This window comes from Bradyrhizobium sp. CCBAU 53340 (genome assembly GCF_015291645.1).
Taxonomy (GTDB): Bacteria; Pseudomonadota; Alphaproteobacteria; order Rhizobiales; family Xanthobacteraceae; genus Bradyrhizobium.
In genome coordinates, this window is the sequence record NZ_CP030056.1 from 806,130 (window position 1) to 820,135 (window position 14,006).

The window sequence follows — 14,006 nt, forward strand, 5'->3', positions numbered from 1 at the left end:
ATAGGCAAGCCGTTAAGCTGCTCACACGACATCATGCCTCGTCGGCTACCAATCTTAGAAATCTGTATGACGATGAGGAACGTCCTAACGGTCCGGCTTTGCGCATCGCGGCCGCAATAACTGGGTGAGTCGGTAGTTCACCGCCTCGGCCGTCCAGTCGAGTACGTCTATCCTAGCAGCGTCATCCATGTGAACGCTGCCTCACCGTTGCAGATTAAGGCCATTCAGGTGATGACCCAGGCCAGTGCTGCGTGCACGTACCGCAGGACATCTGCGAGAACTGATCAGTACGGCCCCCGGACGCCGAGAACCAGATATCGCGGCCCTCAGCTCATCGTCGAGCCACTGCACATGTCAGATATGTTTTATCCCGCCTCACGGGCATTTGTTCTCGGTGCGGCAATCCGGCGCGAAGTAGGACTTCGTCACTGCAATTCTTCGGCGGGCATGGGTATAATGTGTGATTCTAAGGGATCGGTAGGACCGCGAAAAGGTCCGCCGAAAGGCAGACCTTCGTGTGTCCAGATAATTCGCTTCGCTCATTGAACGGCCCTGTCCTGGCTCCGGGCAAGCCGAAAGAGCGGTCGACGACCGAGGAAGCTGAGCCAACCTCGCCTGACCTTGAAGCTCGCCTCCACTCTGCCAAGGCCGATCGCATTACCGCCCCTCTGCGGCACCGCACGTTCCGCCGCATCTGGACCGCCAGCCTGGTGTCAAATCTCGGTAGTTTGGTACAGGGAGTCGGGGTGGCCTGGGCTATGACCGAAATGTCATCGTCAGCGGACAAGGTCGCGCTGGTCCAAACCGCTCTCGGATTGCCGGTGATGCTCATTGCGATTCCGGCCGGCGCAATTGCTGACCTGCATGACCGGCGCATCGTGGCATTGATTTCACTCGGTATTGCACTGACCGCCAGCGCTACGCTGGCGGTACTCGCTTTGCTGGGATTGCTTACGCCGGACCTCTTGCTTGGTCTCTGCTTTGCAGCAGGCTGTGGCACCGCGATGTTGGGACCCGCGTGGCAGGCGGCAGTGGGCGAGCAAGTGCCTCCACAAGCCCTGCCCGCCGCAGTTGCGTTGAATGGCATCAGCTACAACATCGCGCGGAGCGTAGGTCCGGCAGTCGGGGGTATCATTGTGGCCTCCGCCGGGACCGTAGCCGCGTTCACATTCAACACGATCTCGTTCGTGCCACTTATCGCCGCGCTCTATCTATGGAAGCGCGCAAGTGAGCGGTCGCGTCTCCCACCGGAACGGCTCGGCCATGCCATCCTGTTGGGCGTCCGGTACATCACGAACTCGCCACCTATTATGATCGTGTTGGTCCGAACGATCATATTCGGGTTGGTCAGCGGAGCTATCCTGGCGCTGTTGCCAGTGGTCGTACGTGATCGCCTTCTCGGTGGCGCGCCAACTTACGGCGTGATGCTGGGCGCCTTTGGCCTGGGAGCCATTTTGGGAGCGATCAATATCTCGCTGGTGCGCGAGCGCTTAAGTAGCGAAGCCGCCATGAGATGCTGCACGCTGTCCATGGCAGCGGGTATTGCAACTCTGGCACTAAGCCACAATCCGTTGATGGCTGCGTTCGGATTGGTTCTGGCTGGTACAGGGTGGACGTTGTCTTGGACGCTCTTGAACATCGGCGTACAGCTTTCTGCACCCCGCTGGGTTGCCGCGAGGTCTCTGGCGGCGTACCAGGCCGCCGCATCCGGCGGTCTTGCCATAGGCAGCTGGGGGTGGGGACATCTCACCGACATCGCCGGCGTTGAAACAGCGCTGCTTGTCGCAGCCTCGCTGATGCTGGCATCTCCTCTGGTCGGCCTACGATTGCGGATGCCTTCTGTTGGTGAGGGTGCCGAAGAGGGAAGCCTCCTCGAAGATCCGCAGGTGCGGTTGCCGGTCAGGGGGCGCGACGGACCTGTGGTGATCGAGATCGAATATCGGGTGGAGCAGAAAAACGCTCCGGACTTTCGGGAGGCCATGCAAGAGCTTCGGCTCGTCAGGCAGCGCAATGGCGCCTACGGTTGGTCGATCGCACAAAACATGGCAGACCCAGAAGCGTGGATCGAGCGCTATCACTTCCACACCTGGCACGACTACCTGCGCCAGCGCAACCGCTCCACCATGGCCGAGCAAGCTCTGGAAGGCGCTGTGATAAAAGACTACCACGTTGGTCCCGGCAAAGTGCGTGTCCGCCGCACGATCGAGGGTTTTGCTCGGGGATAGCTTGACGCCCGCAGTTGCGGACAACCGGCGGATGCGACCGCAGTGTCGCGTATTAGCGAGATGCTTCTCCGATGGAGATATTACCCCGCCCGGCGAACCGGGCGGGGCTTGGCGGAGGATCTCACTCGCCGTTCTTGCGCGGCCGGGACCAGAGCAGGTTGTAGCCCTCGCCACCTTCGTCGTCGAACAGGCTCGCGTAGATCGGCGCGTTGAAGGAGGGATCGTCAAGCTTGATCGAGAGGTAGTCGCGGCCCTCTTCGGAGCGCTTCGACCAGGCTGCGCCGATCTCGGCCCGACCCACATAGATGCGGTGGCTGGGCGCGTTCTCGTTGGAGCGGTTGGTCTCGGCGACGATGCGGACGCCCCTAGCCTGCAAGCTCAGCGTGACGATCTCGCCCTGGAAATCATTGCCGACCTTCTTGAAAGTTCCGATATTAGCCATCTTGCTTCTCCGTTGTGTTTCGAGCCCGCGACCACCGCGGCCTCGATGGCGATCTCAAGGGCGAGGACGATCGGCGACGCACCCGCTCGCGGGCTGAAGCGCAGCGGAGGACGCCGTTGAAGAGACTTTCTTGTCTCGCGAGGAATGGGCGTGAGCCCAGGGGAAGAAAGTCGCAGCAACGGCGTTGCGGCTCAGCCGATCGAGGCGCAGCCGGTCTTCGGCCAGATCGAGCCATCAAAGAGGCCTCGTGCGTCCGCGTGCTGAACCTCAAACCCGGGGAGAAGCTTGGCGAATTTCGGTTCCTCTGCACAAGAGGTCGGAACGGTTCGGGAAGGAAGAGAAACAATCTGCGGGAATGGGCGGCATCGTCCCGGCAAAGCGGTCAAGCGGTGCGGCGGGTCCAGCCGTGGCAGCTATGTGTGCCGGATCGGAAATCTCCAGCACGTGTTCGAAGGTTTCTGAGAGGACCGTCCGCCTCCTCTGCTCTGGTGAGCATCATCCATCGTCGAGGGTGCTTATTCTGCGACCTGTTCGACGACAAAAGCGCGGAAAGTTCATCCCTCGTTTGCCGCGGCCGTGAGAACGGGGCGGGACGGCTCTCCGCCCGTCCTTTCCGGCTCGATCGGGCGGGTCTTCGAGATGAGCGTCAAGCGCGTGAATGTTGACGAGCCGATGCAAACCGCGCCCAGCCATGCGAAGACCTCGCGCCAAGCCAGCGACGGCGCTCCGATCTGTGAGAGCGCGAACACCACGTGATAGCCGGCAACGGCCGCGGGAACGACGAACACGGCCGCAATTGCAAGTCGCAGGGCCACGTGGCGGCTAAGGGTAATGGCCAGCTGGCCGGCTGCGAGTGTGAGCACAGCGCAAACTGTGCCGACGAGCAGTGCGCCGACAATGCCCGCACCGCTGTTGAACGCCATCAATCCGATATTGATCGCAACAAAAAGCGCAGCGCATAGACCGCTAGCACAACGATCAGCCAGCAAATAGGCCGATACCAGCAATATTGAGAAGAAGCCCGAGGGCGAGCATGGTGGTGGCTCCAAGGCACGCGTGTGAGCGCTCGCGCCTTCCACCACCACCGCAGCCCAGCCGCCGACGTATAAACAAAACGAGGCGGAGTTACGGCGGGTGCGGCCTCGCCACTCGTCGGTTGACGGCAAGACGGCGCTCACGCGCCGCCAAACTTCCAGACCGGAATGCCAAGCCGCTTTGCCTTATCGGCAAGGTTGTCCTGAATGCCCGTGCCGGGGAAATGCAGGACGCCGATCGGCAGCAGTTCGAGCATCGCGTCATTGCGCTTGAAGGGCGCTGCCTTGGCGTGTTTGGTCCAATCCGGTTTGAATGCGATCTGTGGCACTTGCTGGTTGCCCATTTGGAGCCGATCAGCTCGGCGCCTTTCGGTGAAGCGCTGTGCAGCAGAACCATGTCGGGATGCTTGGCGTGCACCTTGTCGAGCCGATCCCAGACGAGGCTATAGTCGTTGAAGTCGAGCCCACCGGTCAGGGCGATCTTCGGACCCGGCGGCACCATGATCTCGGTTTCCGAGCGGCGCTTGGCTGCGATGAAGTCGCGGGAATCGATTATCGCCGCGGTGAGCGTGCGATGGCTGACCAGTGATCCCGACCGTGGGCGCCAAGCAGACCCCGTGTGGACTTCGAAGCGCTCGATCGCCTGGTCGCGGAAGAGTTCGAGACAGTTGCGGCGCTCGATCAGCGAGATGCCCTCGGCGGTTAGGCGCTCAAGCTCGACCGAGCGCACTTCCGAGCCGTTCTGCTCGCGCTGGCTCTTCTGCTGCGCCTGTTCGTTGACGTCGAGCTGGCGCTCGATGCGTTCGACGGCGCGATGGAACAGGTTGACCGTCGGCCAGAGGAGATCATCGAGGTCGGGCTCCAGCCGGGTATCGCTCAATGACGCAACCAGCGCGTCAAACATGTCTGCAACAGCGCCGGTAATGATCCTGGTCTCCGGTAGCGGCCTTGGATCGGGCTGATCGTCGAAGGGACGGTATAGGCGCGACTCAGCCTCTCATTCATGCCATATCGCGCGATCTCCGCCTCGACCCTGGGGATTAGAATCAGATCGTCGTGAGTGTCGGGGATGAGCGATATTGACTGGAAATGCATAAGAACTCTCTGCGGGTTGTTCGGCGACTGATTTCAGTATCAGACGACCATTTCCCGACCGTTTTCATCATTCACGAGTTGATACACGACCGCTACAGACGATCAATGACCAGCCCTGGTAGGAATGTCCCGCAGCCAATGAGGTCCCGTCGTGCGGGCCCATTCTGGGCTACCAACTTCGGCAGGTTGATGCTTGCATTGGATTGGCATCTTGTTTCGCAGCTGCCAGCTGCCGGCGGTACTGTGCAAGCGCGCGGGCGCGATGTTTTGTAGTCGCATAGTTGGCGCAAACAATGGCACTCAGATTTGCCGTGAGGCCCTCATGCGGACAATCGTACTGGACGATCGCGGCCACGCTTGGGACGCATGTTCTTCAGCTCTGCGTAAATGTTTTCTACACTACCCAGTGACCGAATTCGATTTCCTGAGTTATCTCATCAATAATATGGGTTTCGTGACAGTTGCTCTGTTCCGCCCCGGGTCGGCACAGATACGAATCCGGTTTGAGACTGCCACCCCAGTCAGCGTTGCTGCGGCGATCAATCTTGTCAGCGACCTTGGGGTGGAGCGAATGGTCATTTCAAATTCGGTAGACCTCGCCGACAAGTTGTTTTCAACTCGTTCGCAAGCGGTCACATATATAAATCAGCGGCTAGGCGAGCCTTGCCAGCGAGCGGCGACAAACATTCGATACAGGCAGATGCCGATTGAGACTTTGGTAGGCTGCCAAGGTCCACTATCCATGCTTTTGTCCTACTGGGACTGTTCGGACCGAACCGCCGATCTGACAGCTCTGAAGAAGGCGTTGTGCTCCCCAGCCGCGGTCAGGTTCGCCGCAATTGAGGCCGTGGCTGGTCGCCTCACCATTATCGATCTCGGAGCCGGCTTCGAAATCTTCAGCAAGACCTGGCGGGAGAATGCGCCCGGCATTCCGGTTGATGAACAACCGGATTATGAATATGGGCGATGGGTGCATCGTATGTACGAGTCCGTCCTAGAAACGCACCAACCTCGCCTAGATGAGGTCGATGCCAAGATTCTTCGCCCCCATTTGAACGACAAAGTTCAGCTGTCGTACCAACGCCTGATTGTTCCTTTCAAATACGGAAGGCGAGGAGTCACTCGTCTGATCGGCGCGTCGCTAGTGAGACAATCAATCAAACTCTCCAGCGAGTCGTAGGTGACGTGCCCATTAGGCCGCCTCACATCAGGAGGTCCGCCGGGAGTCGACCAGTGATGATCATCGATGCAGTTAAACAGCTGTCAGACCTGATGAAGCAGCCCATTCATATCAAGTCTCCCCGCAACTGTTTGGTGATCACATGCCAACAGCGCGCGATTCAGCAGTTCTTACCTTCGGCTTGAGCCATAACAGCCTGGAAATCCGCAAGCATCTCGTGGCTCGGCATCCAAACGAGACGCATCGCAGTACCCCGAGCGGCGGGGCGATAAGTTGATCCTGGACAGATCAATCCTTGTATAATCGGCATGACCTGCCACTCATCCGGCAGCGGTTAGAGGCTCAGGGTTTTGTACGCTGAGCGGCGCGTGTGTAGCAGCGGACGATCGGCGGAGCTGGTCGGGTTTGCGTAACCGGTCGTCCTTGCGGTGAGTTGGACGGCATAGGCCGCTGGGTGAGGTATTTAGCGACGAGTGAGGGCGCCGGATATCGTAGTCAGCGACCCAGCGGACGATCTTGGCGCGGGTGTCGTCAAGATCGAAAACGGGGTCTTGTTCAGGAGTTCGTCACGCATCGAGCCGTTGGAGCTTTCGATGAAGCCGTTCTGCATCGGCTTTTTGGGCGCAATGAAGTACCAGTCGATGATTGTGTCCTTTGCACCAGGCAGCATGGCATTGGAGGTGAAACTCGGTGCCATGGTCGGACACGATCATCCGTAGCTTGCCCCGTCGCTCGACGAACGTCAGCTCGCGGGCGACGCGCTGGCCCGAGACCGACGTATCCGGAACAGCCCCCCGGCACTTTTTGGTCACGTCATCGACGATGTTGAGAATGCGGAAGTGCCGTCCATGCCGAACTGGTCATGAACGAAGTCCAGCGACCAGCGTGCATTGGGCCTGGCCTGCACCAGAATCGGGGCCGGGTCCCCACGGCCTTGCGGCGAGCTCACCGCTTGCGGACGCGAGTGCTTCTTCCCGATAATGCCGGTAGATCCGGCTGATCCCCCATGGCTCTGCTTCCCGTCGTAAGAGGACGAACACCCGGCGGTAGCCGAACGACCGCCGCCGCCCGGTGGCGAGATCGCGCAACCGGCCGCGCAGCTCCGCATCCAGCGGGCGGCTGGACTGATAGCGGATCATCTTCCGGTCCGCGCTGATGATTGAGCAGGCGCTCCGCACCGACAGGCTCATGACAGCCTGCAGACGGCAGCGCGCGTGGCGGGGGGGCCCCCTCCCCTTCTTTGAAAGGAGCTCGCGAAGGGCAGCCGCATCGAATCTGCTCGGCCAGAAGCTTCTTCAGCTTCGCATTCTCCTCCTCCAGCGTCTTCAGTCGCTTGACCTCGATCCGCCGCCAAGAAACACGGTCCGTCTGGCGAGGCCTAACACGCCTCAATGTTGCATCGCGATCAGTTTGATTTGGTAATTAAAGCTGTCGGCGACGGCCTTGTGTATTTACGAGGCGGTCTTCGCGCCCCACTCACCATGAGATCGTTTTCTTACGCCCCGATTTAGATTTTCGGCTCGGCGTCCGCGTTGGCGGCCAGTTCGCGCAGCGCGCGCCGGTACTCGACCGGCATCACCTTGCGGAATTTAGGCAGCCATTCCTTCCAGTTGGCAAGGATATCGGCGGCGCGCTTGGAGCCGGTCGCCTTGGCGTGGCGCGAGATCAGGACGTGAAGCCGCTCGACGTCGGAGTCGAGCAGGTTCTTGAAGACGTCGACCCGGCCATGCGCCTCGAGGTCACCGGAGTGGTTGTAGGTGCCGGCGTTGATCAGCTCTTCCGACAGCACCGGCTCGAGCTCGACCATCGACAGATTGCACAGCTTGTCGAAGTCACCGGTCTCGTCCAGCACATAGGCGATGCCGCCGGACATGCCGGCCGCGAAGTTGCGCCCGGTCTTGCCGAGCACGACCACGATGCCGCCGGTCATGTATTCGCAGCAATGGTCGCCCGCGCCCTCGACCACCGCCACCGCGCCGGAATTGCGCACGGCAAAGCGTTCGCCGGCGATGCCGCGGAAGTAGCACTCGCCCTGAATGGCGCCGTACATCACGGTGTTGCCGACGATGATGCTCTCTTCCGGCACGATGCCGCTGTTGGCCGGCGGCCTGACGATGATCTTGCCGCCCGAGAGCCCCTTGCCGACATAGTCGTTGGCTTCACCTTCGAGCTCGAAGGTGACGCCCTGCGCCAGCCACGCGCCGAAGGCCTGGCCGGCAGTGCCCTTGAGGCCGACATGGATGGTGTCGTGCGGCAGCCCGGCATGGCCGTAGATCTTGGCGACCACGCCCGACAACATCGCGCCGGCAGAGCGGTTGGTGCTGTTGATCTTGGCCTCGATCTTCACCGGCGCGCCGCGGTCGAGCGCAGGCGTCGCCTTCTCGATCAGCGTGCGGTCGAGCACAGCCTCCAGATGATGGTTCTGGCGCTCGGAGTGATAGATCTTCTGGCCCTTCTCTTCCTTCTGCTTGACGAACAGCTTGGAGAAGTCGAGGCCCTTGGCCTTCCAGTGCGCGACCAGCCTGGTCTGGTCGAGCAGCTGAACCTGGCCGACCATCTCGTTGAAGGTGCGGAAGCCGAGCGAGGCCATGATCTCGCGCACTTCCTCGGCGACGAAGAAGAAGTAGTTGATGACGTGCTCGGGCTGGCCGGTGAAGCGCTTGCGCAGGACGGGGTCCTGGGTCGCGACGCCGACCGGGCAGGTGTTGAGATGGCACTTGCGCATCATGATGCAGCCGGCCGCGATCAAGGGCGCGGTGGCGAAGCCGAACTCGTCGGCCCCGAGCAGCGCACCGATCACGACGTCACGTCCGGTGCGGAAGCCGCCGTCGACCTGGACCACGATGCGGCTGCGCAGCCGCTCGCGGACCAGCGTCTGATGGGTCTCGGCAAGGCCGATCTCCCACGGCGAGCCGGCGTGCTTGATCGAGGTCAGCGGCGAAGCGCCGGTGCCGCCCTCGAAGCCCGCGATGGTGACATGGTCGGCGCGCGCCTTGGCGACGCCCGCGGCGACCGTGCCGACGCCGATCTCGGAGACCAGCTTGACCGAGACGTCGCCCGTCGGGTTGACGTTCTTGAGGTCGTAGATGAGCTGCGCCAGATCCTCGATCGAGTAGATGTCGTGGTGCGGCGGCGGCGAGATCAGGCCGACGCCCGGCGTCGAGTGCCGGACCTTGGCGATGGTGGCGTCGACCTTGTGGCCGGGCAGCTGGCCGCCTTCGCCGGGCTTGGCACCCTGCGCCATCTTGATCTGCATCATGTCGGAGTTGACGAGATACTCCGTGGTGACGCCGAAGCGGCCCGAGGCGACCTGCTTGATCGCCGAGCGCATGGAATCGCCGTTCGGCATCGGCTTGAAGCGGTCGGCTTCCTCGCCGCCTTCACCGGTGTTCGACTTGCCGCCGATCCGGTTCATGGCGATCGCGAGCGTGGTGTGCGCCTCGCGCGAGATCGAGCCGAAGCTCATCGCGCCGGTGGCGAAACGTCTGACGATGTCCTTGGCCGGCTCGACCTGGTCGAGCGGCACCGGCTTGCGCTTTTCTTCCTCCGCGTTCTTGATCCGGAACAGGCCGCGCAGCGTCAGCAGACGCTCCGACTGTTCGTTGAGGATCTTGGCGAAGGCGCGATAGCGCTCCAGCGAATTGCCGCGCGCGGCATGCTGCAGCAGGCCGACCGACTCGGCGGTCCAGGCATGGTCCTCGCCGCGGCTGCGATAGGCATATTCGCCGCCGACATCGAGCGCGGTCTTGTAGACCTGAGCCTCGCCGAACGCGTCGGCATGGCGGCGCACCGCCTCTTCCGCGATCTCGCCAAGACCGACACCCTCGACGCGGGTATGCGTGCCGGCAAAGAACTTGCCGACGAAATCCGCCTTGAGGCCGACCGCGTCGAAGATCTGCGCGCCGCAATAGGACTGGTAGGTCGAGATGCCCATCTTGGACATCACCTTGAGCAGCCCCTTGCCGATCGACTTGATGTAGCGCTTGACGATCTCGTAGTCGTCGAGCGAGCCGGGCAGGCGGTCCTTCATCGCGATGATGGTTTCGAACGCGAGGTAAGGATTGATCGCTTCGGCGCCGTAGCCGGCAAGGCAAGCGAAGTGGTGCACTTCGCGCGGCTCGCCGGATTCGACGACGAGGCCAACCGAGGTGCGCAGGCCCGTGCGGATCAAATGATGATGCACGGAGGCGCAGGCCAGCAGCGAGGGGATCGGCACCCGGTCGGTGCCGACCATGCGGTCGGACAGGATGATGATGTTGACACCTTCGCGCACGGCGACTTCCGCGCGTGCGCAGAGCTCGTCCAGCACCTGGTCCATACCCGCCGCACCGAGGCCGGCGTGGAACGTGGTGTCCAGCGTGCGCGGCTTGAAGTGCGACTCGGCCACTTCCGGGATCGAGCGGATCTTTTCCAGGTCCGCATCGGTCAGGATCGGCTGACGGACTTCGAGGCGCTTGGTGGTGGCCATGCCCTGCAGGTCGAACAGGTTCGGCAGTGGCCCGATGATCGAGACGAGGCTCATCACCAGCTCCTCGCGGATGGGGTCGATCGGCGGATTGGTGACCTGGGCGAAGTTCTGCTTGAAATAGGTGAACAGCGGCTTGGCCTTGTCCGACAGCGCCGAGATCGGCGTGTCGTTGCCCATCGAGCCCGCGGCTTCCTCCCCCGTGGCCGCCATCGGCGTCATCAGGATCGCGATGTCTTCCTGGCTGTAGCCGAACGCCTGCTGGCGATCGAGCAGCGAGAGGTTGGATCGCACGCCCGTGGTCGGCACCTTCGGCAGGTCTTCCAGCACGATCTGGGTCCGCTCCAGCCACTCCTTGTAGGGATGGCTCTTGGCGAGCTCGGCCTTGATCTCGTCGTCGGGAATCAGGCGGCCCTGTTCGAGGTCGACCAGCAGCATCTTGCCGGGCTGCAGGCGCCACTTGGTGATGATCTGGTCCTCGGGGATGGTCAGCACGCCCATTTCGGACGCCATCACGATGCGGTCGTCCTTGGTCACGAGATAGCGCGCCGGCCGCAATCCGTTGCGGTCGAGCGTGGCGCCGATCTGGCGGCCGTCGGTGAAGGCGATCGCGGCCGGGCCGTCCCACGGCTCCATCAGCGCGGCGTGATATTCGTAGAAGGCGCGGCGCTTCTCATCCATCAGCGGATTGCCGGCCCACGCCTCCGGAATCATCATCATGACGGCGTGCGGCAGCGAGTAGCCGCCCTGCACCAGGAATTCCAGCGCGTTGTCGAAGCAGGCGGTGTCCGACTGTCCCTCGTAGGAGATCGGCCAGAGCCGGCTGATGTCCTTGCCGTACAGCTCGGAGCTCACCGAAGCCTGGCGCGCCGCCATCCAGTTGGTGTTGCCGCGCAACGTGTTGATCTCGCCGTTATGCGCGATCATGCGATAGGGGTGCGCCAGCGACCAGGCCGGGAAGGTGTTGGTCGAGAAGCGCTGATGCACCAGCGCCAGCGCGCTCTCGAAATCCTTCTCGTGCAGATCAGGGTAGTACTTGCCGAGCTGGTCGGCGAGGAACATGCCCTTGTAGATCACGGTGCGGCAGGACATCGAGCAGGGGTAATAGCCGGCGAGGCCGCGGTCGCGGCGCTGGTAGATCGCCTGCGAGATCGACTTGCGCAGGATGTAGAGCCGGCGCTCGAACTCGTCCTCGGTCTTGGCAACGCCATTGCGGCCGATGAACACCTGCATGCAGGCAGGCTCGGTCGGCTTCACGGTGACGCCGAGCGAGGAATTGTCGGTCGGCACGTCGCGCCAGCCGAGCAGGGTCAGGCCCTCCGCCTTGATCTGGTCGGCGATGATGCTCTTGATGACGTTGCGCCAGGCGGTGTCGCGCGGCATGAACAGCGCGCCGATGGCGTATTCACCCGGCGCGGGTAGCTCGAACTTGTTCTCCTTGGCCTTGCGGCTGAAGAAGGCGTGCGGGATCTGCACCAGGATGCCGGCGCCGTCACCGGCGCGCGGGTCGGCGCCGACGGCGCCGCGATGCTCGAGATTGCAGAGGATGCTCAGCGCATCCGAGACGATCTCATGCGACTTCTGGCCCTTGATGTTGGCGATGAAGCCGACGCCACAGGAATCCTTCTCCAGGCTCGGATCGTACAGGCCTTCGGCTTTGGGGCGGGAATTGTGTTCCTGAATCGGATCGGTCGTTTTCGAGGCGACCGTCGCCGACAGCTCTTCTGCCACGATGTTTCCGCGCTCGAATTGCGACCCGTTCATTGTATTCCTCTTTCGACATTGGGTGCACTCCAACTAGCCAGTTCGCATGCGGGTTCTTGCCGCCGTAACAGCACGTGGAGTTTGTCGACGTCCTTCTAGAGATCGAGCGCCTGCAGGCAATGTGCCACCGCCATTAGGTTCGCCTACGGCGAAAGCTTGTACGCTGGGTGCCTCGAAAATGCGCTCTTGAATGGATCGAGTTTCTTTGTTTGCACGAGCCTGGTGAGCCTGGTGAGCAGTAACGCGACGAATGAGATCGATTGCGCAAGTGCTGAGGCCGCCTTGGCGTCAGCCTCGACTGCGAAGACCGCGCCGACCGAAGCCAGCCCAATCCAGAGCATGCACGTGACAAAAAATGCACGAGATAGTCATGCATAGTTGCATGATGTAACAGGTTTAAACTGGGAATCTCCCGGATGACGATGCCAAGCGGTTCACTACTGCGCGCAGGTGCCGGCGCGTGCGTGCCGGTACAGACCCAGCAAATTCGCTCGGTGAACGCCAAGGCATCGCGCGCCCAATACCACGCCGCATCGTCTCGTTGAGACCGCGTTGCGGATCACATTATCGGAATCGACATTCACCTCGATAAGCAGGTGAATTCGATCCTGGTCAGCGGATCGACAAGATCGCCCTCGCTGGAGTTACCGAGCGTGAATCGGTTGGGCGTCTGAATGCCCATCATTGTACTCTCTGAGTTCGACTGAATTCGTGGGCGGCGCTTCCGCGCTTGCTCGTAAGGCATTTCAGCCCCATCACATGCCGCATGGACGAACGTCGCCATGGTGTTCTCAATACCGAATTGCTGCGCACTCTGGTCGAGCAAGCGTTAGGTGGTTTCCCCTTGCAGCCATTTTGTAGAGGCAATAGCCCTTGCTAGCCTGCTCGTCGTCCATTCTCGGCCAACCGGCCGGCATCGAAATGCCCGCGACGTTAGCACTTGTCTGGATGCGGTGGATTGTCTTGAGCCGCGAGGTACTTGGCCCTTACATTTGGCCCGCATTTGCCGGAAAGATTGCCTCGGGTTGGCCTCCAGCGGCCGCCATGATAGCCCGTCGCGCCGAGCGAGATCATCGACAGCCCCGCTTCCTTAAGCGGCGGTTTGCGATGATCCGCATAAAGCTCTCCAGGCAGCAAGTGCACTTGAGCCCGTGCATACAGATTACGCAGATGCGCAGCTTGGTCTTAAGAGCTCAGGCAGTACGGCGGCTACGAGCTGTCAAAGCCCGAGGCTCGCTGCAGCGGGACGGCATAAGTTGTGAAAACTTCGCCGCGTGATGCTCTGGCGCCTGGACTGAATGTCGAAACGCGCCGACGTTGTTCGAAGGACTTTGCAAGAAGTTGACCATCGTAGCTTGGCACTCTCCTCTACATGCATGCCCGGGAGCTCGCGAGGGTACAATCTCATGGTCGAAGCATTCTTCTCCCGCGCCTCATTGTCGCGGGAAGCGGTCAGATGTGGCGCTCATCACGAGAATGCCCAACGCTCAAAAACATCATCGCCGACCGCCACACGGCCGCCCCGTTTCCGTCGGAACGCAAACGCGCCTACTGTCTGGAACGTGCCAAACTGTTGGCGAACGCGACGGTACCTTTAGTGACACGGTCCGCAATGCGGCGCATAGGCGATCTGCTGAACAGCACGACGTGCTGCTCAGCAATCGGCCCGAGTTCCTCCGCCGCATTGAAGGAATGCTCCCGACGCGATGCTTCCGGTTCCGAGAAAGCGATCGAGGGCCAGCTCTAGCGAGTGCGGCGCCGGTTTGCGCGATCGGACTACAGCGACCCGAGCCGCTGTCGA

The 14,006-nt window shown here is 61.6% G+C and carries 9 protein-coding genes and 2 pseudogenes; 2 read left to right on the forward strand and 9 right to left on the reverse strand.

Features of this window, described 5'->3' with window-relative positions:
• Nucleotides 1–656: 656 nt before the first annotated feature.
• Nucleotides 657–2,225, forward strand: a complete 1,569-nt coding sequence (locus tag XH89_RS40350) for an MFS transporter (RefSeq protein WP_232995657.1) — start codon at nt 657–659, stop codon at nt 2,223–2,225.
• Between the two features lie 121 nt (nt 2,226–2,346).
• Here the strand turns inward: XH89_RS40350 and XH89_RS40355 are convergent, their stop codons facing one another.
• From XH89_RS40355 to XH89_RS40365, 3 genes and pseudogenes are all read right to left on the reverse strand, one after another.
• Nucleotides 2,347–2,667 carry a DUF736 domain-containing protein gene (locus XH89_RS40355; protein ID WP_128929802.1) on the reverse strand — a complete coding sequence of 107 codons (321 nt, stop codon included), beginning with the start codon at nt 2,665–2,667 and terminating at the stop codon, nt 2,347–2,349.
• A 554-nt stretch (nt 2,668–3,221) separates the two neighbouring features.
• A complete protein-coding gene (locus XH89_RS40360) occupies nt 3,222–3,833 on the reverse strand; it encodes a hypothetical protein (RefSeq protein ID WP_308421719.1) in 612 nt (203 codons plus the stop codon).
• 8 nt (nt 3,834–3,841) lie between these two features.
• Nucleotides 3,842–4,680, reverse strand: a pseudogene (locus tag XH89_RS40365) (DUF2493 domain-containing protein); the annotation flags it as partial.
• A 438-nt stretch (nt 4,681–5,118) separates the two neighbouring features.
• On the opposite strand from XH89_RS40365, the gene XH89_RS40370 reads away from it, so the two are divergent.
• On the forward strand, nt 5,119–5,976 hold the full coding sequence (locus XH89_RS40370) for a hypothetical protein (protein WP_128929800.1): 858 nt from the start codon (nt 5,119–5,121) through the stop codon (nt 5,974–5,976).
• Between the two features lie 320 nt (nt 5,977–6,296).
• On the opposite strand, the pseudogene XH89_RS42320 reads toward XH89_RS40370, so the two are convergent.
• The 6 genes and pseudogenes from XH89_RS42320 to XH89_RS41675 form a co-directional block, all read right to left on the reverse strand.
• Nucleotides 6,297–6,646, reverse strand: a pseudogene (locus tag XH89_RS42320) (transposase).
• Nucleotides 6,543–6,788 (reverse strand): hypothetical protein, encoded by a 246-nt coding sequence (locus tag XH89_RS42325; RefSeq protein ID WP_371746376.1) that lies wholly within the window; start codon nt 6,786–6,788, stop codon nt 6,543–6,545. The pseudogene XH89_RS42320 and the gene XH89_RS42325 overlap by 104 nt, the downstream one beginning before the upstream one ends.
• A 48-nt stretch (nt 6,789–6,836) precedes the next feature.
• Nucleotides 6,837–7,166 carry a hypothetical protein gene (locus tag XH89_RS42330; protein WP_371746377.1) on the reverse strand — a complete coding sequence of 110 codons (330 nt, stop codon included), beginning with the start codon at nt 7,164–7,166 and terminating at the stop codon, nt 6,837–6,839.
• A gap of 317 nt (nt 7,167–7,483) precedes the next feature.
• Nucleotides 7,484–12,205, reverse strand: a complete 4,722-nt coding sequence (gene gltB, locus XH89_RS40380; protein WP_128955105.1) for a glutamate synthase large subunit — start codon at nt 12,203–12,205, stop codon at nt 7,484–7,486.
• Nucleotides 12,206–12,338: 133 nt separating this feature from the next.
• Complete coding sequence (locus XH89_RS41670) at nt 12,339–12,710, reverse strand: nickel-dependent hydrogenase large subunit (protein ID WP_232995620.1); 372 nt, start codon at nt 12,708–12,710, stop codon at nt 12,339–12,341.
• Between the two features lie 75 nt (nt 12,711–12,785).
• Nucleotides 12,786–12,989, reverse strand: a complete 204-nt coding sequence (locus XH89_RS41675) for a hypothetical protein (RefSeq protein ID WP_232995619.1) — start codon at nt 12,987–12,989, stop codon at nt 12,786–12,788.
• Nucleotides 12,990–14,006 lie beyond the last annotated feature (1,017 nt).

What these genes read in the sequence shown, in the direction of transcription:
- XH89_RS41675 (WP_232995619.1), bottom strand. Translation starts at nt 12,989, where the DNA reads ATGGCGACGTTCGTCCATGCGGCATGTGATGGGGCTGAAATGCCTTAC.
- gltB (WP_128955105.1), bottom strand. Translation starts at nt 12,205, where the DNA reads ATGAACGGGTCGCAATTCGAGCGCGGAAACATCGTGGCAGAAGAGCTG.
- XH89_RS40355 (WP_128929802.1), bottom strand. Translation starts at nt 2,667, where the DNA reads ATGGCTAATATCGGAACTTTCAAGAAGGTCGGCAATGATTTCCAGGGC.
- XH89_RS42330 (WP_371746377.1), bottom strand. Translation starts at nt 7,166, where the DNA reads ATGAGCCTGTCGGTGCGGAGCGCCTGCTCAATCATCAGCGCGGACCGG.
- XH89_RS40370 (WP_128929800.1), top strand. Translation starts at nt 5,119, where the DNA reads ATGCGGACAATCGTACTGGACGATCGCGGCCACGCTTGGGACGCATGT.